The organism is Sphaerotilus mobilis, from assembly GCF_004216565.1.
GTDB classification, from domain to species: domain Bacteria; phylum Pseudomonadota; class Gammaproteobacteria; order Burkholderiales; family Burkholderiaceae_C; genus Sphaerotilus; species Sphaerotilus mobilis.
Genome location: NZ_SGWV01000014.1, coordinates 17157 through 36405, shown reverse-complemented (window position 1 = coordinate 36405; position 19249 = coordinate 17157). Strand labels below are relative to the sequence as shown.

The following is a 19249-nucleotide window of genomic DNA, read 5'->3' as shown; positions in this document are numbered from 1 at the left end:
CGTCATGCTTCCCAGCGGCCACGCCGCCGCGTCCACCCGACAGGAGAGCCGCCATGTCCTACATCGATGGTTTCGTGATCGCCGTGCCCACCGCCAACCGGCAGGCCTTCATCGACCACGCCCGCCACTTCGACGCACTGTTCATCGAACTGGGCGCCCTGCGTGTGGTCGAGTGCTGGGGTGATGACGTCCCCGTCGGCAAGCTCACCGACTTCCGCCGCGCCGTCCAGGCAACGGGCGAGGAGACGGTCGCCTTCTCCTGGGTCGAATGGCCGGACAAGGCCACCCGCGACGCCGCCATGAAGACGATGATGGAAGACCCGCGCATGGACCCTTCCAACCCCGGCAACCCGTCCATGCCCTTCGACGGCAAGCGCATGATCTTTGGTGGCTTTGTACCGGTGGTCGAGGTGAGCTGACGCGGGTCGGGCGCGCGCACGATGGCGCGGCCGAAGGGCCCGTACCACGCGCCAGTGACCTGCGCGTTGGTCGAGACCGCGCATCGAGCGGCAGTTCACTGCAGACTCCGGGCTCGCGCGGCCCCGTCGGGCCTGCCAAGTTCTGGAGTCGCACCGATGCCCAACGCCCGCCTTGCCAACGCCGTCCGCCTGGAGTTCGCAGCCGACTCGCTCGTGCAGACCAACCTGTCCGGCGCGGCCTTGACCGATGACTGGCTGTGGGTCGCCGGCGATGAAGCCTGCGGCGTGGACCGGCTGCGCCGGCTCGATCCGATCGGCAAGGAGACCCTGCGTTTCGGCGAGGTGCGCGACTTCCCGCTCGCCGATCTGCTGGAACTGCCCGGTGCGCCCGATGAAGAGGCGGATCTCGAAGGCATGGCCGTGGTCGACGGCTACCTCTGGGTCGTCGGCTCGCACGGCCTGAAGCGCAAGAACGCCAAGCCCGGTCGGGACGACGCCGACAACGCCCGGCGGCTGGCGAAGGTGACGCTCGACGGCAACCGCCGCCTGCTGGCCTGCCTGCCCATCGAGCTCGACGCCCAGGGCGCGCCCTGCCTCGTGAAGCAGGCTCGCGATGGTCGACAGGCGCTGCGCCTGAAGGGCGATGCGCAGTCCAACCTGCTCACCCGCGCGCTGGCCGATGACCCGCACCTCGGGCCCTACATGGCCATCCCGGGCAAGGACAACGGCTTCGACATCGAAGGCCTGGCGGTGAACGGCCGGCGGCTGCTGCTCGGCCTGCGCGGCCCCGTGCTGCGCGGCTGGTCGGCGCTGCTGGAGATCGAGGTGGCGCCGCGCGGCACCTCGTCGCCGGCCTTGCACCTTGTCCCGCTGGACGACCAGGGCACGCTGGTCCGCAAGCACTTCCTGCCGCTCGACGGGCTGGGCGTGCGGGACCTGCACGTCTCGGGCGACGATCTCTTCATCCTGGCCGGACCGACGATGGTGTTGAACGGCGACATCCGCCTCTTCAAGTGGCCGAACGCCCTGCCCGACCTGGCCGCCAACCGCGAGCCGGTGCGCTTCCACGCGGCACTGACCGAGTCGGTGCCGCTGCCCCACGGCCCCGGCAGCAACCGGGCCGAAGCCATCTGCGGCCTGCCGCTGGCGTTGTCGGGCGGCAAGCCGCGCTGGCTCGTGCTCTACGACGCGCCCGGCGCCGATCGCCGGGAAGGCGATCACACCGTCTTCGGTGACCTGCTGGGCCGGCATTGATCGCTACAAGCAGGCCGGCGTGAGGGCGCGCTGACAGCCTGACGCGCACCTCGGCCGCCCCCGGTGGTCGGGTGCCTAGAATCGGGTTCCGCTTGGGTTTTGACCTTGTCTTGCCCGACACCAGGAGAACCCGACAGATGAGCGACAAGCCACAAGCCCCGATCGCCCTCAAGACCGTCGCATTCGGGCGGCTGGACGACGACAACGTGCTGGCCAAGCTGGACGACGTGCAGTTGAACCAGCTGGCGTTCGGCGCGATCGAGCTCGACGCGGGCGGCCGCATCGTCAAGTACAACGCGGCCGAGGGCGCCATCACCGGTCGAGACCCCTTGACCATGATCGGCAAGAACTTCTTCACCGAGGTGGCGCCCTGCACCAACCGGCCGACGTTCAAGGGCGTGTTCGACGCGGGCGTGCGCGCCAACAACCTCAACACCTTGTTCGAGTACGTGTTCGACCACCAGATGAGGCCGACCAAGGTCAAGATCCACATGAAGCGTGGCCTGGCCGACAACTCCTACTGGATCTTCGTCAAGCGGGTGTGACGGTGAGCGGCGGTGGCACGCACGCGCCGTCGCCGGTCTGGCACGCGGCGCCGGACGCCTTGCATCGCGTCGTCACCGACCTGATCGCCGATGAGGTGAGCCGGCTGCGCCCGGGCGGCTCGCCGCTGCGCGCGCTGCCCTGGCCGCCGGACGTCGCGCTGCACGAGGGTGGCCTGGGGCTGGATTCGCTGGAAAGGCTGAGCGTCGCGACCGCCCTGAGCGAGGCCTTGCACCTGCATGAAAGTGGCGTCGAGGACCTGTTGCTGGCGCGCGAGCATGTGGGCGACTGGGTCGATCTGGCCGCTTCGGGCCTGGCGGCGTTCGACGCCCGGCTGACCTTCCGCACGTCGGGCAGCAGCGGCGACGTCAAGCCCTGCACCCACACGCTGGCCAGCCTGCAGCAGGAGGTCGATCACCTGGCGACGTTGACCGCGGGCGCGCGGCGGGTGCTGGCCGCCGTGCCGGCGCACCACATCTACGGCTTCCTGTTCTCGGTGCTGTTGCCCGCGCGACTGGCTTGCGAGGCGGTGATCGACGTGCGCCGGCTGACGCCGCAGGCGCTGGCGCGCCACCTGCAGCCGGGCGACCTGCTGGTCAGTCACCCGGCGCACTGGGCGCTGGTCGCCCGACACGCCGCTCGCCTGCCGCCTGGCGTGCACGGCATCACCTCGACCGCGCCCTGCCCCGATGACGTCGCCGACAGCCTGCTGGCCCAAGGACTCGCCCGCCTGACGCAGGTCTACGGCAGTTCGGAGACGGCCGGCATCGGCACCCGTCGGGACGCCTCGGCGCCCTACCAGCTGATGCCCCACTGGTCGCGTGATGACGCCGATGACACCCGGCTGCTGCGCACCGCACCGGACGGCACGGTCGGTATCCACACCCTGCAGGACCACCTCGCTTGGCAGGGGGCCCGCGAGTTCCGGGTCGTGGGCCGGCTCGACGAGGCGGTGCAGGTCGGCGGCAGCAACGTCTACCCGGCGCAGGTCCGCCAGGTCCTGCTCGGATGTCCTCAGGTGGCCGATGCGGCCGTCCGGCCGATGGCGCCAGCGGAGGGTTCGCGGCTGAAGGCCTTCATCGTGCCCGCGCCGGGGGCCGACCTCGACGTGCTGCGCAGCCGACTCTGGGCGTGGGCGGACGCACACCTGCGCGCGCCGGCCCGGCCCAAGTCCTACCGCTTCGGCGCGAGACTGCCGCTCCAAGCGATGGGCAAACCGGCCGACTGGCCGCTCGACCCGCCGGACGACGGCGACATGGCCACGTCCTGAGGCGGCAAGCTCCAGACCGCGTCACCGCTTGCCGCACCGACGTCATCGGCTTCGGTCACCCGGATGGCGTTCAAGGCCCGGTGCAGCGCCTGGGACTGCTCGCCCAGGGCCTGGGCCATGGCCGATGCCCTCACGACGCTGCTGGCCGTCTGGTGCGTGGCGCTGCCGATGTCACGCACATCGTTGGAGACCTCGGCAACGGCTTCCGACTGCTCACGCGCCGACATCGCCAAGTCGCCCAGCGCGTGGGCCACCCGTTGCACATCGCCGAGCAGCTCGGACAGGCTGTCGCGCGCGCTGCGGATCTGCTGACAGCCAGCGGCCACCTGCGCGGTCGACTCGGCGATCAGGGACCGGATCTCGCCCGCCGCCGTGCTGCTGCGCTGCGCCAGCATGCGGACCTCGCTGGCCACGACCGCGAAGCCGCGGCCCGATTCGCCCGCCCGCGCCGCTTCCACAGCAGCATTCAAGGCCAGGATGTTGGTCTGGAAGGCGATGCCATCGATCACGCCGACGATCTCGGCCACACGGCGGCTGCCGGCCTCGATGCCTTCGACCGTGCTCACCGCCGCCTGCATCTGGTCCACCCCGCCGTCCACCGTGACGGCAACGTTGCAGAAGAGCTGCTCGACCTGCTGGACCCGCTCCGCGCCGGACTGCACCGAGCTGCTGACCTGTTCGAGGCTGACCGCGCTCTCCTCCACCGAACTGGCCTGCTGGACGGTGCGCTCGGCCAACGACTGGCTCTCGTCGGACAAGAGCATCCCCGTCTGCATCACGGCCAGGGCATCGCCCTGGATCGTGCGCACCATCGTGCTCAGGCGCTCGCGCATCAGGTTGACGGAGCGCGCCATGGTGGCGAACTCATCGCAGCCCTCGATGGCCAGCGGCAGGGTCAGATTGCCATCGGCCGCCGCCTGCAGGGCGCGCGAGACCTCGACGGTGGCGCGCAAGGTGCCGCGAACCATCGCCACGGCCAGTGCCAGCACCAAGGTCGCACAGGCCAGACCCCCGGCAACGGCCAGCGTGCGACGGCGCTCGAGGGCGGCTTCGCGCTGCGCCAGCAGCGCGCCCAGTTCGCCGACGACCGCCTGCTGGCTGGCCGCGATGGCGTCCATGACCTCGCGGCCCGCATCGGCGAACGCGGCGGCGTCACCCGGGTTCGGCGCGGACGCCAGCACCTGACGCGCCCGCTCGACGTAGGCGCGGCCCAGCGCCTCGGCGCGGGCATGGACTTCCGACGAGCCAGCGCCATGGCGCTTCAGGGCATCAAGCTTGACCGACAGCGCATCGAGCCGGGACGCCATCACCTCGACCGGGCCCCAGGCGGTCGACAGGTCGCTCATCGGCGATGCCCCACCAGCGACGGCCTCGACGCCCAGCGCACGCACACGCGCCGCCGATTCCGACCACGGCAGCAGGTGGTCGATCACGACGGTGGCCAGAAAGTAGGTCGACGCTTCAGGGTCGTAGAGCAGCTCCGAGGTTTCGCCAACCCGCTCCATCAGGGCCGCCATGCCACGGAAGGCCGCGAGGTGCGCCGCCAGGCTGGCCTGGGCGTCGTGTGCATCGGTGCGGACCAGCACCGCCAGCGTGTCGGCCAGACGCTGGCCCTCGGTCGTCAAGGCCCACGCCGGCCGCTGCGCCAGCGCCGCCACGCTGCGAGCCGCCGCCCGCGAGATCTCCTGACCGGCGGAATCACGCGCCGCAGCGGCATCGGAGCGCCCCGCCCGCCAGGACGGGCTCTGGTCCAGATGGCTGTGAGTGGCCGTCGAGATCGCCAACAGGCTCGCCGCCACGTCGGCGCCGGCCTGCTCATTGCGCACCGTCCGGATCGCCTCGGCCTGACCGTGCAGCCACAAGCCACCAAACAGCAGCAGCGGCAAGGCCGCCAGCACGACCAGCAAAGCAAGCTTGTGAGGCAGTGTCAGGCGTTGAAACATGGATGGCAGCCGTTCGTGTTGGCACGGCCAACGACGGCCGGGTGTTTGTGTGGGTGCTGCAGAACCGCCCCACGGGCGCGACACGCCGAGCCGCAGACCGACATGTCCCGGCAACCAGTGTGCAAGCCGTCACCCCGCCGCAATCGGTCAAACAGCACGGCCTTCCGCCAACATCTGCCGCTGCGGACGGCGCAAGCGTGCCGCCGCCTTGTCGTGCACCCGTGTCAGCCCGCCATGAAGGGCGGGTTGACCGGCCCTACCTGGTCTGAAGCCACTACCCAGCCAACCCCAAGATCAGCTACCCAGCCGCGCTTATCCGTACGATGCGACCCCATGGCTCTTGTCTACAGCACCGATCATGGACGCACCTGCCCTGGCTGCCGGCAGGCGCTGGCGGCTTGCATCTGCAAGGCGGCCTTGCCCGTGGCTGCGGGCGACGGGGTCGTGCGTGTCAGCCGCGAGAAGCAGGGCCGGGGCGGCAAGACCGTGACCGTGGTGCGAGGCCTGGCCTTGGACCCCACGGCGCTGACCGCCACCGGCAAGCAGTTGCGTGCCGCCTGCGGTGCCGGCGGCGCCGCGAAGGATGGGGTGATTGAGGTACAGGGCGACCACGTCGAACGCGTGATGTCGTGGTTGACCCAGGCAGGGCACCGCGTCAAGCGCGTCGGCGGGTGACGCCTGGCCTCAGGCCGGCTGCAGCACCCGCATATCGGCGCCTGCGACGGGCAAGCACATGGAAGGTCAGGCGAGCCTGGGACCGCCAGGTCGTGGGCGGCGCTGGTCGCGTGTGGGCCCCGACTGTGGCCCTGCCTTGTTCTGGAGCCGTCGACGCGGACTTCCGTGGTGAGGCCATAAAAAAACCCCAGTCGAATCAACGAACTGGGGTTCCGTCAAGCAGCAACACGGGACGCCCTGGGACGACCCGTGTCACGTCAGGCAGGCATCACATGTGGTCGATCATGACCTGGCCGAAGCCCGAGCAGGACACCTGGGTCGCGCCGTCCATCAGGCGGGCGAAGTCGTAGGTGACCTTCTTGCTGGCGATCGAGCGTTCCATCGACGCGATGATCAGGTCAGCGGCTTCGGTCCAGCCCATGTGGCGCAGCATCATCTCGGCCGAGAGGATCTCGGAGCCGGGGTTGACGTAGTCCTTGCCGGCGTACTTCGGCGCGGTGCCGTGGGTGGCCTCGAAGCAGGCGATCGAGTCGGACAGGTTGGCACCCGGGGCGATGCCGATGCCACCGACCTGGGCGGCCAGCGCGTCGGAGATGTAGTCGCCGTTGAGGTTCAACGTGGCGATCACGCTGTACTCGGCCGGGCGCAGCAGGATCTGCTGCAGGAAGGCGTCGGCGATGGAGTCCTTGACGGTGATCTCGCGACCCGTCTTCGGGTTCTTGAACTTGCACCACGGGCCGCCGTCGATCAGTTGGGCGCCGAACTCGCGCTGGGCCAGGGCGTACGACCAGTCACGGAAGCCACCTTCGGTGAACTTCATGATGTTGCCCTTGTGCACGATGGTCACGTTGGGCTTGTCGTTGTCGATCGCGTACTGGATGGCCTTGCGCACCAGGCGCTCGGTGCCTTCACGCGAGACGGGCTTGATGCCGATGCCCGAGGTGTCGGGGAAACGGATCTTCTTGACGCCCATGTCCTCGATCAGGAACTTGATGACCTTCTTGGCCTTTTCGCTCTCGGCTTCCCACTCGACGCCGGCGTAGATGTCTTCCGAGTTCTCGCGGAAGATGACCATGTTGATCTTCTCGGGTTCCTTCACCGGCGAGGGCACGCCCTTGAAGTACTGCACCGGGCGCAGGCAGACGTAGAGGTCGAGTTCCTGGCGCAGCGCGACGTTGAGCGAGCGGATGCCGCCACCGACCGGGGTGGTCAGCGGGCCCTTGATCGACACGACGTAGTCCTTCAGGACCTCGAGCGATTCGGCGGGCAGCCACACGTCCGGGCCGTAGACCTTGGTGGCCTTCTCGCCAGCGTAGATCTCCATCCAGTGGATCTTGCGGGCGCCGCCGTAGGCCTTGGCGACGGCGGCGTCGACCACCTTCAGCATGACGGGCGTGATGTCAAAACCGGTGCCGTCACCCTCGATGTAGGGAATGATGGGATTGCTGGGGACGTTGAGCGAGAAGTCCGCGTTGACGGTGATCTTCTGGCCCCCGGCGGGCACCTGGATGTGTTGGTACATGTGGCCGACTCCGTGTGATTCGGTAGGGTGATTTCTCAGGGGAAAGCGATTCTAGGTCAGGCACTCTGTCGTGGACTTGACAGGCCGTTGCCTGCGACACGAGGCGCGTTCGCCCTGCGTGCAAGGGACGTGCCTGCCCGCACCCGTCAGGCGCACCAGGCCTGCAGCGGTTCGAGCAGGCCGTGTCCCAGGGTCCAGCCGACGCTGGCCACCAGCATGGCGCCGGCCAGACGCAAGGCCAGGGCGCCGCCGTCGTCGACCGAGGCCAGTCCGCCGACATCGGATGCGGCGCGGCGGCGCAGGCTGGGCAGCAGCCGGAACCACAGCGCCGGACCCGCGACCAGGCCGACGCTGCTGGCCAGCGCGAAGGCTGCCATGACGCCCGCGCCGGCCAGCGGATCGGAGGCCATCGAGGCGACCAGCAAGGCGCCATGCAGCAGACCGCAGGGGATGACCGGCCACAGCAGGCCCAGCGCGCCGGCCTTCAGGCCGCCGGGCAGGCGTCGTTCGATGCGGATGGCTTGCCAGCCCTCCTCGCCGACCTGGCTGGGCGAACGCGGCTGGCCGAGCGACTCGATCCAGCCTTGCACCGCCGCCGGCATGCGCCCGCGCACCAGCAGCCACAGGCCGAGCACCAGCAGGGCCAGCTGCAGGCCGGACCAGACCGGCCGCAACCAGCCCACGCCTTCGCCCAGCCAGCGCAGGCCGGCGGCGGCCGAGGCCACCAGCGCACCGGCCAGCGCGTAGGCGATCAGGCGACCGGCCAGCACGGCGGCGGTGCCCTGCCCCGGACGCTGCGGGGTGCAGCGGCCAGCAACGGCGGTGCAGGCGGCGCCGCACATGCCGGCGCAGTGCAGCGAGCCAGCCAGGCCCATCAGGGCGGCGGAAGCGGCGAGGGTCAGACTCATGTCGGGATTGTCGGAGCGACCGGCATCGGGCCGGTCAAGGCCACGTCGCCAGCAAGGCTCAGATCACGCGCGAGAAGCGTTCGCGCGACAGGTCGGCGCGCAGGTGCTTGTCGAACACCATGGCCACCGAGCGCACGAAGTACCAGCCCAGCGCGGTCAGCTCGAAGCCGTCGCCGTCGAGCGTGACCAGGCCGTCCTCGGCAAGGCCTTCGATCGCCTCCAGCTCGGCGCCGAAGTAGCTCCTCACGTCGATCAGGTGGGCCAGCGAGACCGATTCATAGCTCAAGCGGCCGTGGCACATGATGGCCATGATGACGGCGCGCCGGACCAGGTCGTCGCGGGTCAGCGACAGGCCGCGCACGATCGGCAGCTCGTTGCGCTGGAGGGCGTCGTAGTACTCGTCCAGCGTCTTGGCGTTCTGGCTGTAGCTGGCACCGACGCGGCCGATGGCCGACACGCCCAGCGCGATCAGGTCGCAGTCAGCCTGGGTGCTGTAGCCCTGGAAATTGCGGTGCAGCCGACCCTGGCGCTTGGCCTGCGCGAGCGAGTCCTCGGGCAGCGCGAAATGGTCCATGCCGATGTACTGGTAGCCATGCGCGATGAAGCCGCTGATGGCCTGCGACAGCATGCCGATGCGCTGGGCACCGGTCGGCAGTTCCTCGCTGACGATGCGGCGCTGCGGCTTGAAGCGCTGCGGCAGGTGGGCGTAGCCGTACATCGCGATGCGGTCGGGCCGCAGCGAAGCAACCTGGCCGATGGTGCGGGCGTAGCTCTCGGGCGTCTGACGCGGCAGGCCGTAGATCAGGTCGACGTTGATGGACTGGAAGCCGAGGTCGCGGGCGTCGTTCATCAGCGCCTCGACCTGTTCGTAGGGCTGGACGCGGTGCACGGCCTTCTGCACGTCGGCGTCGAAGTCCTGCACGCCATAGGACAGGCGGTTGAAGCCCAGATCGGCGAGGTGCTTCAGGCGCGCTCGGGTGACGGTGCGCGGGTCGATCTCGATCGAATATTCCCCGCGCGGCTCGATCGTGAAGTGGCGGCGCAGGATGCCCATCAGGCGGTCGAGCTCGCCGTCGTCCAGGAAGGTCGGCGTGCCGCCACCGAAGTGCAGCTGGGTGACCGACTGGCCGCGCCCGAGCAGGTCGGTGACCAGTTCGATCTCGCGCGCCAGCGCATCGATGTAGGCGCTGGCTCGGCCGTGGTCCTTGGTGACGATCTTGTTGCAGGCGCAGTAGTAGCAGACCGACTCGCAGAACGGCACGTGCACGTAGAGCGACAACGGTCCGCCCGCTGCGCCGATTGCGCCACTGGCGCGCTGGGCCAGCGCCTGACGGTAGTGGTCGGCGGTGTAGGCCTCGACGAAGCGGTCGGCGGTCGGGTAGGACGTGTAGCGCGGGCCCGGCCGGTCCATCCGCCGCAACAGGTCGTCGCTCAGCGCAGGCGGCTGCGGCGAGGTGGCGTCTCCCGTGTCGGGGCGGGATGTGGCGGCCTCGGGCGCCACAGGACCGGAAATCGTCGTGTGCATGGTCTGCGACTGTGCCGCGCCTCGGCCGTCCGGACTTGACCTGCCTCAAGCCGGATGCGCGAGGCCGCGACAAGAATCCCTGATCGACACCCGCCACAACCCAAGTGAGGTGGTGGGCGGCGGGCATACTCTGACGCCTCCGCCACCGAACAGGAACCGGACCATGATCCAAGACGCCCCCGCCGCCCCGACGTCCCCGCTCAACGCGCTGAAGGTGGCGTGCTCGGCCTGCAACCTGCGCGAGCTGTGCCTGCCCGTGGGCCTGTCCGAGGACGAGCTGGTCTCGCTGGACAACATCATCAGCACCCGCCGCAGCGTCAAGCGCGGCGAGGCCCTGTTCCATGCGGGCGACGACTTCGCCGCGCTCTATGCCGTGCGCACCGGCTTCTTCAAGACCGTTGTGTCGGCCTCGGACGGCCGCGAGCAGGTCACTGGCTTCCAGATGGCCGGCGAGCTGATCGGTCTGGACGGCATCAGCAACGACCGCCATTCCTGCGACGCCGTCGCGCTGGAAGACTCGCAGGTCTGCATGATTCCCTACACCCAGCTGGAGCATCTGTCGCGCGAGTTCACGCTGCTGCAGCACCAGTTCCACAAGATCATGAGCCGCGAGATCGTGCGCGACCACGGCGTGATGCTGCTGCTGGGCAGCATGCGTGCAGAAGAGCGTCTCGCCGCCTTCCTGCTCAACCTGACGCAGCGCCTGCAGGCGCGCGGCTTCTCGGCCTCGGCGCTGGTCCTGCGCATGACGCGTGAGGAGATCGGCAGCTACCTGGGCCTGAAGCTGGAGACCGTCAGCCGGACCTTCTCGAAGTTCCAGGAGGAAGGCATCCTGGAGGTCAAACAGCGCGACATCCGGATCCTGGACCAGGATGCGCTTCAACGCGTCGTCAACGGTGCAGCTTGTTGAGCGATTTCGCTGCGCCCTGACGTGAAAACGGCGACCTTCGGGTCGCCGTTTTCACGTCTGAAGCAACAAGACGTCGAGGTGCAGCGTCACGGGAAGCGCCGTCGCGTGGCCATGTCGCCGTCGATGCCCGGCTCGCGCAGCAGCAACTGGGTGATGGCGCCAGACAGGCCCAGCACCACCCAGAACAGGAAGAAGGCGATGCTGTAGACAGCAGTTCGGTCGAGGTTGACCGGGGCACCGCCCAGCCAGTGCAGCGCCTCAGGATCGACGAAGGCGAAGACCAGCATCTCCAGCACGCCGGCCATCAGGAAGGCCGGCCAGAGCACGGCCAGTGCGCAGCGCCCGAGGCCCGACAAGGGGGCTGCGGTCGGGCCTGCGTCCGTCAGCGTGCCCAGCTCGGAGCTGTCGAAGTCGCTGTCGATGTGGCTGTCGATGTGGTTATCACCGTGGCTGTCACCGTGGCGGTGGGCAGCCTCGCCAGCGACACCGGCCGGCATGGGCGGGCGGGACGCTCTGCTCACTTGTCGGCCGCCGGCTTGCCGCCGGTCGCTGCGTGGTTGCGGGCCTGCACGGCTGGCTGGTGACCGGCGTGGCTGGCGCCGTCCGCGTCAGCGGCCTGACCGGTCTGGCGCGTGTCGAGCACCGGGTCCGGATTCGCAATGGCGATGGCCAAGGTCGCGAAGCCGGCCACGATGACCGCCGCCGGACCGCCCAGCACCAGCCACATCATCGGCTCGCGCCACCAGACTCGGCCAGCAGGGTCGGCCACCGCGACCTGGGCGCGGACATCGGGCGTGGCGGCTTGAAGGATGGACATCAGAGGCTCCTGTGGATGGGCGACACGCGTCTCAGCGCGGCACCAGGAAAGTGGACTTCTCGCGCAGGCTGACCGGCGCACCGGCACCGCCTTCGGGCAGACGTTGGATGTCGAAGTGGATCGGGTGACTGCCGCTGCCCGCACGCTGGGCCTGCGACGCATCGAGGTGGACCTCGACGGTGACCCAGCGGGCCTCGGCCGGACCGACGTTCAGGACGCCGTCGACCTTGGCGCTCAGGCCATCCAGGCCACCGGCCTCCACGCGATAGGTCTGCGCAGACTCGGTGGTGTTCATGATCTGCAGGCGGTAGATGTTCTCGATCACGCCGTCCTCGACGATGCGCGCCAGCGAAGCCCGGTCACGCACCACGTCGACCTTGAAGGGCGAACGCAGGGCCAGGCTGACACCCAGCGCGGCGACGATCACGAACAGGATGGCGGTGTAGATCAGCACCCGCGGACGCAGTGCGCGGCGCCACATCTGGGCCCGGTTCCAGCCAGCGGCCAGGCCGTTCTCGGTCGTGTAGCGCACGAGGCCGCGGGCATAGCCCATCTTGTCCATCACGCTGTCGCAGACGTCGACACAGGCGGCGCAGCCGATGCACTCGTACTGCAGACCCTTGCGGATGTCGATGCCCGTGGGACAGACCTGCACACAGAGGTTGCAGTCGACGCAGGCACCCAGACCCAGCGCCGTCGCGTCGGCCTTCTTGCTGCGCGAGCCACGCGGCTCGCCGCGTGCGGCGTCGTAGGTGATGATCAGCGTGTCCTTGTCGAACATCGCGCTCTGGAAGCGCGCGTAGGGACACATGTATTTGCAGACCTGCTCGCGCATGTAGCCGGCGTTGCCGTAGGTCGCGAAGCCGTAGAACAACACCCAGAACCATTCCCACGGACCGAAGCCCAGCGACACGGCCGAGACGGCCAGTTCGCGCACGGGGGTGAAGTAGCCGACGAAGGTGAAGCCGGTCCACAGCGAGAAGACGATCCAGGCCAGTTGCTTGCCGCCCTTGCGCAGCCATTTGTTGCCGGTCCACGGACCGGCATCGAGCTTCATGCGGGCGGCGCGATCGCCTTCGAACTTCTTCTCGAACCAGAGAAAGATCTCGGTGTAGACGGTCTGCGGGCAGGCATAGCCGCACCACAGCCGCCCGGCCAGCGCGGTGAACAGGAACAGCGCGTAGGCCGAGACGATCAGGATGCCCGTCAGGTAGATGAAGTCCTGCGGATAGAGCACCAGACCGAAGATGTAGAAGCGCCGCGAGCCGAGGTCGAACAGCACCGCCTGGCGGTCGTTCCAGCTCAGCCACGGCAAGCCGTAGTAGACGATCTGGGTGAGCCAGACCAGCGCCCAGCGCCACTGGACGAACAGGCCACTGACGGCCTTCGGATAGATCTTCTTGGTCTTCTCGTACAGCGAAACCATCTTCACCGGCGCGTCGGTGGCCGGGCTCGATGACGCTGTCGATGCAGCAGGCGCAGGGCTGTCGTTCATGCAGGGGGGCATCAGGAATGCGAGACGCCCGGCCACCTTGCGGCGGACCGGGCGCGTGGCCAGCTTACTGGCGATGGACCGCGGCGTCGACCGCCGCGGTCTTCGGTGCCTTCTTCGACAGGCCCCAGACATAGGCGGCCAGCACGCGGATCTGTTCAGGCGTCAGGCGCGAGGCGTGTTGCGGCATGACGTTGATCTTGCCGCCATTGACCATGGCGACGATGGCGTCCTCGCCCCAGCCGTGCAGCCAGACCTTGTCGGTCAGGTTGGGCGCGCCCATGGCGGGTGTGCCCTTGCCGTCGGCACCGTGGCAGGCTGCGCAAGCGCCGAACTTGGCCTTGCCCAGCTGGGCCGCGATGCTGTTGTGCGGGCTGCCCGACAGGCTCAACACATAGTTGGCGACGTTCTTCACGTCCTCAGGCGTGCCGACGGCCGCAGCCATCGGCGGCATCATGCCCTGGCGACCTTGAGCGATCGTCTGGATGATGGTCTCGAACTCGCCGCCGTAGAGCCAGTCGCCATCGGTCAGGTTGGGGAAGCCCTTGCTGCCGCGTGCGTCCGAACCGTGGCAGCCGGCGCAGTTGTTGACGAACAGGCGTTCGCCGATGCCCATGGCCTGCGCGTTGGCAGCCAGGGCCTCGACCGGCTGGTCGTTGAACTGCGCGTAGACCTTGGCCAGCGCTTCCTTGGCGCGGTCCTGCTCCTTCTGGAGCTGGTCGGCGCTGGACCACTTCAGCGTGCCGCTGGCACTGCCCAGGCCCGGATAGAGCGCCAGATAGAGGCCGGCGAACACGATCGTGATCACGAACAGACCCATCCACCAGCGCGGCAGCGGGTTGTTGAGCTCGCGCAGGTCGCCGTCCCAGACGTGACCGGTGGTGTTGTCGTCGGCCATCACCTGACGACGACTGGCGATGACCAGCAGCACCAGGCAGAGCAGCAGGCCGATGATCGTCACGCCAGCCACGAACAGTGACCAGCCGCTGGAAACGAAGTCACTCATGGGTGGCTCCCTTGTTGGCTTGCAAGGCGGACTCTTCGGCGAAGGGCAGTTGTGCGGCTTCGTCAAACGAGGCGTGATTGCGGCGCGAGTAGACCCAGACCACGATGGCCAGGAAGCTCGCGAACGACAGCACCGTCACCAGGCTGCGCAGGGTGTTGACATCGATGTCCATGTGCACGTCCTCACTTGGATGCGGCTGCAGCGGCTGCCGCAGCCACGGCCGGCGCCGTGCCCATCACCTGCAGGTAGGCGATCACGGCGTCCATCTCGGTCTTGCCCTTGACCTCGTCGGCTGCCTTGGCGACTTCGTCATCGCTGTAGGGCACGCCGACCATGCGCAAGGCCTTCATCTTGGGCGCCATCTCGGCCGCGTTGACCGTGGCCGTCTCAAGCCAGGGATAGGCCGGCATGTTCGACTCGGGCACCAGGTCACGCGGGTTGATCAGGTGGATGCGATGCCAGTCGTCGCTGTACTTGCCGCCCACGCGGTGCAGGTCGGGACCGGTGCGCTTGGAGCCCCACTGGAAGGGGTGGTCATAGACGAACTCGCCGGCCTTGGAGAACTCGCCATATCGCAGCGTCTCGGCGCGGAACGGCCGAATCATCTGCGAGTGGCAGTTGTAGCAACCCTCGCGGATGTAGACGTCACGGCCGGCCAGCTGCAGCGCGGTGTAGGGCTTGAGGCCCTCGACCGGCTCGGTCGTCGAACGCTGGAAGAACAGCGGCACGATTTCAACGATGCCACCCCAGATGACGGTCAGCAGGACCAGCACGATCATCAGGAAGTTGCTGGTCTCGATCTTCTCGTGGCCACTCGCGGGCTTGTGTGTGTTTGCCATGTCTTGTGCTCCTTGCGCTTCAGGCGTGGGCCGCAACCAGCGGGATGGGCGCGGGCTCGACACGACCGTGGCGCACGGTCATCACGGTGTTCCAGGCCATGATCAGCATGCCGCCCAGGTAGAGCAGGCCGCCGACCACGCGGATCACGTAGAACGGATAGGTCGCCTTGACACTTTCGACGAAGCTGTAGACCAGCGTGCCGTCGGGATTGGTCGCACGCCACATCAGGCCCTGCATCACGCCGGCAATCCACATCGCGGCGATGTAGAGCACGATGCCGATGGTGGCGGTCCAGAAGTGCAGCTCGATGGCGCGCACGCTGTACATCTCCTTGCGGCCGAACATCCGCGGGATCAGGTAGTACAGGGCGCCCATGGACACCAGGCCGACCCAGCCCAGCGCGCCGGAGTGCACGTGGCCAACGGTCCAGTCGGTGTAGTGCGACAGCGCGTTGACCGTCTTGATCGACATCATCGGGCCCTCGAAGGTCGACATGCCGTAGAAGGACAGCGACACGATGAGGAACTTCAGGATCGGGTCGTCACGCAGTTTGTGCCAGGCGCCCGACAGGGTCATGATCCCGTTGATCATGCCGCCCCAGCTCGGCGCGAGCAGCACCAGCGAGAAGATCATGCCCACCGACTGGGTCCAGTCCGGCAGCGCGGTGTAGTGCAGGTGGTGAGGACCCGCCCACATGTAGGTGAAGATCAGCGCCCAGAAGTGCACGATCGACAGCCGGTACGAATACACCGGACGCTCGGCCTGCTTGGGGATGTAGTAGTACATGATCCCGAGGAAGCCGGCGGTCAGGAAGAAGCCCACCGCGTTGTGGCCGTACCACCACTGGACCATGGCGTCCTGCACGCCCGCATAGGCCGAGTAGCTCTTGGTCAGGCCGACCGGAATGGCCGCGCTGTTGACGATGTGCAGCAGGGCCACCGCGATGATGAAGGCACCGAAGAACCAGTTGGCCACGTAGATGTGGCGGACCTTGCGGATGCCGATCGTGCCGAAGAACACGACCGCGTAGGAGACCCACACCACCGCGATCAGCAGGTCGATCGGCCATTCGAGTTCGGCGTATTCCTTGCCTTGGGTGTAGCCCAGCGGCAGCGAGATCGCGGCCAGCAGGATCACCAGTTGCCAGCCCCAGAAGGTGAACTGGGCCAGCGCCGGCAGGAACAGCCGGGTCTGGCAGGTGCGTTGGACCACGTGGTAGCTGGTCGCGAACAGCACGCAGCCACCGAAGGCGAAGATCACTGCGTTGGTGTGCAGCGGGCGCAGGCGTCCGTAGCTGAGCCACGGGATGCCGAAGTTGAGTTCAGGCCACGCCAGCTGGGACGCGATGATCACGCCCACCAGCATGCCCACGACCCCCCACAGCACGGAGGCGAGGGCGAATTGCCGGATCACCCCGTCGCTGTAGACGGGTGATGCCGTCTGTGTTGTCACTGCCATTGATTGCTCCTTCGAAGCTCATTCATCGTCTGGTTCGGCGCGGATTCTTTGTCACTTTGTGACCGTGCCGCTTGATTCGTATCAACCCTGGTGGTGCGGTCGGACGTTCCCGGCAATGTGTCGTCACCCAGCAACCGCAGGCCCTCGCGTTCGAGGTCATCGAATTGGCCCGACTTCAGTGCCCAGGCGAACATGGCCAGGATGCCGAAGACCAGCAAGACAGACAGAGGGATCAGCAGGTAGAGGATGTCCATGGTTCAGGCTCCGGGCGTGGCACGCATCCAGGCACGTGGCTCGATGGAAACGGGCGTGGCAGAGCGTCTCGGCAAGGGCCTTGTGCGGGCCAGCCGCAGGCCATTGAGCACCACCAGCAGCGAACTGAGCGCCATGCCCAGACCGGCCAGCCACGGCGGCAGCCAGCCGACCAGCGCCAGCGGCACGCTGATCACGTTGTAGGCCAGCGCCCAGCCCAGGTTCTGGCGCACGATGCGCACGGTGCGGCGGGCCGTGTCGTGCAGCAGCACCAGGTCGCCGATGCGGTCCGACAGCACGATGACATCGGCGCGCGCTTGCGCCAGCGCAGCGGCGCTGCCCATGGCGATCGAGACATCGGCGCGTGCCAGCACCGGCGCGTCGTTGATGCCGTCGCCGACCATCGCCACCGCCTCGCCCTGCGCCTGCAGGGCCGCGACGGCATCGAGCTTGTCCTGCGGCGTGCAACGGGCCCGGTGGGCACCCAGACCGAGCCGCGCCGCCATGCCTGCGACCGGACCGGGCTGATCGCCCGACAGCAGATGCGTGCGCAGACCGGCGTGGTGCAGCTGTGCCACGGCGGTCTCGGCATCGGCTCGCAAGGTCTCGTCGAAGTCGAAGCGCAGCACGGGGCGCCAGATCGAACCCGCCCCGTCTTCGGCCAGCGCCAGCCACACGGCGGGCGTGTCGAGGTCGACCGCGTGCGCGCCACACCAAGCGGCCGAGCCGAGGCGCCACGGTCGGCCGTCGACACGGGCCTGCAGGCCGGCACCGGCCTGCTCGGTGAGTTCATCGAGCACCGCCACATCGCCCTGCGATGCCGCCGCAGCCAGTGCGCGGGACAGCGGATGGCTCGACCGCGCCGCGAGCGCGTCGGCGATGGCGCGCACGCGTGCCGGCGTCAGGCCTTCGGGCTGGCTCAGTTCATGAGCCTGCGACAACGCCAGCCGGTCCTCGGTCAGCGTGCCGGTCTTGTCGAACACGAGGTGGCGCACGCGGGTCAGGACCTCGAGTGCATCGAGCCGCTGCAGCAGCACGCCCTGCCGCGCCAGCTGGCCGGCAGCGGCCAGCCAGGCCACCGGTGCGCCGAGCGACAGCGCACACGGGCAGGTCACGATCAGCACGGCGACGGCCACCTCGATGGCGCGCGACGCGTCGATCTGCAGCCAGACCAGGTAGGCACCCAGCGCCAGTGCCAGCACGGTCCACAGAAAGGGGCCGGCGATGCGGTCGGCGCTGACGAGGAAGGCCGGACGTTCGGTCAAGGCCCGCTCGACCAGCGCCACGATGCGCTGGAAGCGGGTCTGCGCGCCGAGTTGCGTGACCCGCAGCGTGACCGGCGCACCCAGGTTCAGGCAACCGGCCGAGACCGCGTCGCCCGGGCCACGCTCGACGGGGCGGGACTCGCCGGTCAGCATGGCCTCGTCGACCTGCGTGCGGCCTTCGAGCACCTCGCCGTCGGCCGCGAAGGCCTGGCCGGCATGCACGCGCACGATGTCGCCCAGCGCCAGTTCGGCGGCGGCGACACGTTCGATGCGGCCGTCCGGCAACAGGCGCTCGACCGCGTCGGGCAAGCGCCGCATCACGGCATCGAGCGACTGCGCCGCGCGGGCGCGGGCCCGGCTCTCCAGCAGGCGGGCGCCCAGCAGGAAGCTCACGAACATCGTCAGCGAATCGAAGTAGACCTCGCGACCGAACACGCTGGTCGCCTGCACGCCCCCGAAGGTGGCGGCCGAGCTGGCCACGAAGGTCACGACGATGCCCAGCGCGACCGGCACGTCCATGCCGATGCGGCGCTCGCGGAAGGCGCGCCAAGCGCCCTGGAAGAAAGGGCCGGCAGCAAACAGCACGACCGGCACGCTGAGCACCCAGCTGGCCCAGCGCAGCAACTGGACCATGTCGGCGCTGATGTCGCCCGGCTCGGCCACATAGGCCGGCGTCGCGTACATCATCACCTGCATCATGCAGAAGGCGGCCACGAACAGCCGCCAGATCGCCTGGCGCGACTCGCGCTGGGCCAGCGCGACGGCCTCGGCCCCCGTGTCGGGGAAGGCGCCGTAGCCGGCGGCGCGGACCGCCTCGATCAGGGTCGAGACCTTGGTGCGCGCGGGGTCCCATTCGACGACCGCGCGTTGCGCCGCGCCGTTGACCTCGGCCAGCCGGACACCGTCGACGCGCTGCAACGCGCCCTCGATCACACCGGCACAGGCGGCACAATGAATCCCGCCCAGAAGGAGCCGGGTCCGCCCGGTTCGGGCACCGTCGGCACCGTCCTGCCACTGCGTGCAGGCCGCCAAGGTGACCGGCGCATCGACGGCAGCCGCCTGGGTCTCGCTCAGCGCCGGTGCGGCGTCCGTCCCGGCAAGGACGGGCTGATCGGCGGTGGTGACAGGTGCTGGCATGGCTCGGACAGGT

The 19249-nt window shown here is 68.6% G+C and carries 19 protein-coding genes; 6 read left to right on the top strand and 13 right to left on the bottom strand.

What is annotated here, in order from left to right; genetic code table 11:
• Nucleotides 1-53 precede the first annotated feature (53 nt).
• The 4 genes from EV685_RS19860 (at nucleotide 54) to pcl (ending at nucleotide 3486) form a co-directional block, all read left to right on the top strand.
• On the top strand, nucleotides 54-419 hold the full coding sequence (locus EV685_RS19860) for a DUF1428 domain-containing protein (RefSeq protein ID WP_130483811.1): 366 nt from the start codon (nucleotides 54-56) through the stop codon (nucleotides 417-419).
• Nucleotides 420-575: 156 nt separating this feature from the next.
• On the top strand, nucleotides 576-1673 hold the full coding sequence (locus EV685_RS19855) for a DUF3616 domain-containing protein (protein WP_130483810.1): 1098 nt from the start codon (nucleotides 576-578) through the stop codon (nucleotides 1671-1673).
• 137 nt (nucleotides 1674-1810) lie between these two features.
• Entirely contained in the window at nucleotides 1811-2218 is a 408-nt protein-coding gene (gene pyp / locus EV685_RS19850; RefSeq protein WP_207224879.1) for a photoactive yellow protein, read from the top strand.
• A 59-nt stretch (nucleotides 2219-2277) separates the two neighbouring features.
• On the top strand, nucleotides 2278-3486 hold the full coding sequence (pcl, locus tag EV685_RS19845) for a 4-coumarate--CoA ligase (protein WP_207224878.1): 1209 nt from the start codon (nucleotides 2278-2280) through the stop codon (nucleotides 3484-3486).
• On the opposite strand, the gene EV685_RS19840 is transcribed toward pcl, so the two are convergent.
• A complete protein-coding gene (locus EV685_RS19840; RefSeq protein WP_130483809.1) occupies nucleotides 3390-5429 on the bottom strand; it encodes a methyl-accepting chemotaxis protein in 2040 nt (679 codons plus the stop codon). The genes pcl and EV685_RS19840 overlap by 97 nt on opposite strands.
• 333 nt (nucleotides 5430-5762) lie before the next feature.
• Here EV685_RS19840 and EV685_RS19835 point away from each other — a divergent pair, with 333 nt between their 5' ends.
• Nucleotides 5763-6104 carry a translation initiation factor Sui1 gene (locus EV685_RS19835; protein ID WP_130483808.1) on the top strand — a complete coding sequence of 114 codons (342 nt, stop codon included), beginning with the start codon at nucleotides 5763-5765 and terminating at the stop codon, nucleotides 6102-6104.
• A gap of 268 nt (nucleotides 6105-6372) precedes the next feature.
• Here EV685_RS19835 and icd read toward each other — a convergent pair whose 3' ends face one another.
• The 3 genes from icd to hemN form a co-directional block, all read right to left on the bottom strand.
• On the bottom strand, nucleotides 6373-7626 hold the full coding sequence (gene icd, locus EV685_RS19830) for an NADP-dependent isocitrate dehydrogenase (protein WP_130483807.1): 1254 nt from the start codon (nucleotides 7624-7626) through the stop codon (nucleotides 6373-6375).
• A 146-nt stretch (nucleotides 7627-7772) separates the two neighbouring features.
• Nucleotides 7773-8534, bottom strand: coding sequence for a sulfite exporter TauE/SafE family protein (locus EV685_RS19825; RefSeq protein WP_130483806.1), 762 nt, complete (start codon nucleotides 8532-8534; stop codon nucleotides 7773-7775).
• Between the two features lie 58 nt (nucleotides 8535-8592).
• Nucleotides 8593-10059, bottom strand: coding sequence for an oxygen-independent coproporphyrinogen III oxidase (hemN, locus tag EV685_RS19820; protein WP_130483805.1), 1467 nt, complete (start codon nucleotides 10057-10059; stop codon nucleotides 8593-8595).
• Nucleotides 10060-10222: 163 nt separating this feature from the next.
• Between hemN and fnr the strand changes: the two genes are divergently transcribed.
• A complete protein-coding gene (gene fnr, locus EV685_RS19815) occupies nucleotides 10223-10969 on the top strand; it encodes a fumarate/nitrate reduction transcriptional regulator Fnr (RefSeq protein ID WP_130483804.1) in 747 nt (248 codons plus the stop codon).
• An 86-nt stretch (nucleotides 10970-11055) separates the two neighbouring features.
• Here the strand turns inward: fnr and EV685_RS21280 are convergent, their stop codons facing one another.
• The 9 genes from EV685_RS21280 to EV685_RS19770 form a co-directional block, all read right to left on the bottom strand.
• A complete protein-coding gene (locus EV685_RS21280) occupies nucleotides 11056-11466 on the bottom strand; it encodes a hypothetical protein (protein ID WP_338054474.1) in 411 nt (136 codons plus the stop codon).
• A 20-nt stretch (nucleotides 11467-11486) separates the two neighbouring features.
• Complete coding sequence (locus tag EV685_RS19805) at nucleotides 11487-11786, bottom strand: hypothetical protein (protein WP_242615694.1); 300 nt, start codon at nucleotides 11784-11786, stop codon at nucleotides 11487-11489.
• A 31-nt stretch (nucleotides 11787-11817) separates the two neighbouring features.
• Nucleotides 11818-13281, bottom strand: a complete 1464-nt coding sequence (ccoG, locus tag EV685_RS19800) for a cytochrome c oxidase accessory protein CcoG (RefSeq protein WP_242615693.1) — start codon at nucleotides 13279-13281, stop codon at nucleotides 11818-11820.
• 64 nt (nucleotides 13282-13345) lie between these two features.
• Entirely contained in the window at nucleotides 13346-14284 is a 939-nt protein-coding gene (ccoP, locus tag EV685_RS19795; protein ID WP_130483802.1) for a cytochrome-c oxidase, cbb3-type subunit III, read from the bottom strand.
• The gene (locus tag EV685_RS19790) at nucleotides 14277-14456 is read right to left on the bottom strand and encodes a cbb3-type cytochrome oxidase subunit 3 (RefSeq protein WP_207224877.1); all 180 of its coding nucleotides are present in this window, start codon (nucleotides 14454-14456) and stop codon (nucleotides 14277-14279) included. The genes ccoP and EV685_RS19790 overlap by 8 nt, the downstream gene beginning before the upstream one ends.
• A 10-nt stretch (nucleotides 14457-14466) precedes the next feature.
• Nucleotides 14467-15123, bottom strand: a complete 657-nt coding sequence (ccoO, locus tag EV685_RS19785; RefSeq protein ID WP_130483801.1) for a cytochrome-c oxidase, cbb3-type subunit II — start codon at nucleotides 15121-15123, stop codon at nucleotides 14467-14469.
• Between the two features lie 19 nt (nucleotides 15124-15142).
• Complete coding sequence (gene ccoN / locus EV685_RS19780; protein WP_130483800.1) at nucleotides 15143-16582, bottom strand: cytochrome-c oxidase, cbb3-type subunit I; 1440 nt, start codon at nucleotides 16580-16582, stop codon at nucleotides 15143-15145.
• On the bottom strand, nucleotides 16573-16836 hold the full coding sequence (gene ccoS, locus EV685_RS19775; RefSeq protein WP_130483799.1) for a cbb3-type cytochrome oxidase assembly protein CcoS: 264 nt from the start codon (nucleotides 16834-16836) through the stop codon (nucleotides 16573-16575). Before ccoS ends, ccoN begins: the two co-directional genes overlap by 10 nt.
• Nucleotides 16837-16839: 3 nt before the next feature.
• Nucleotides 16840-19236, bottom strand: coding sequence for a heavy metal translocating P-type ATPase (locus EV685_RS19770; RefSeq protein ID WP_130483798.1), 2397 nt, complete (start codon nucleotides 19234-19236; stop codon nucleotides 16840-16842).
• Nucleotides 19237-19249 lie beyond the last annotated feature (13 nt).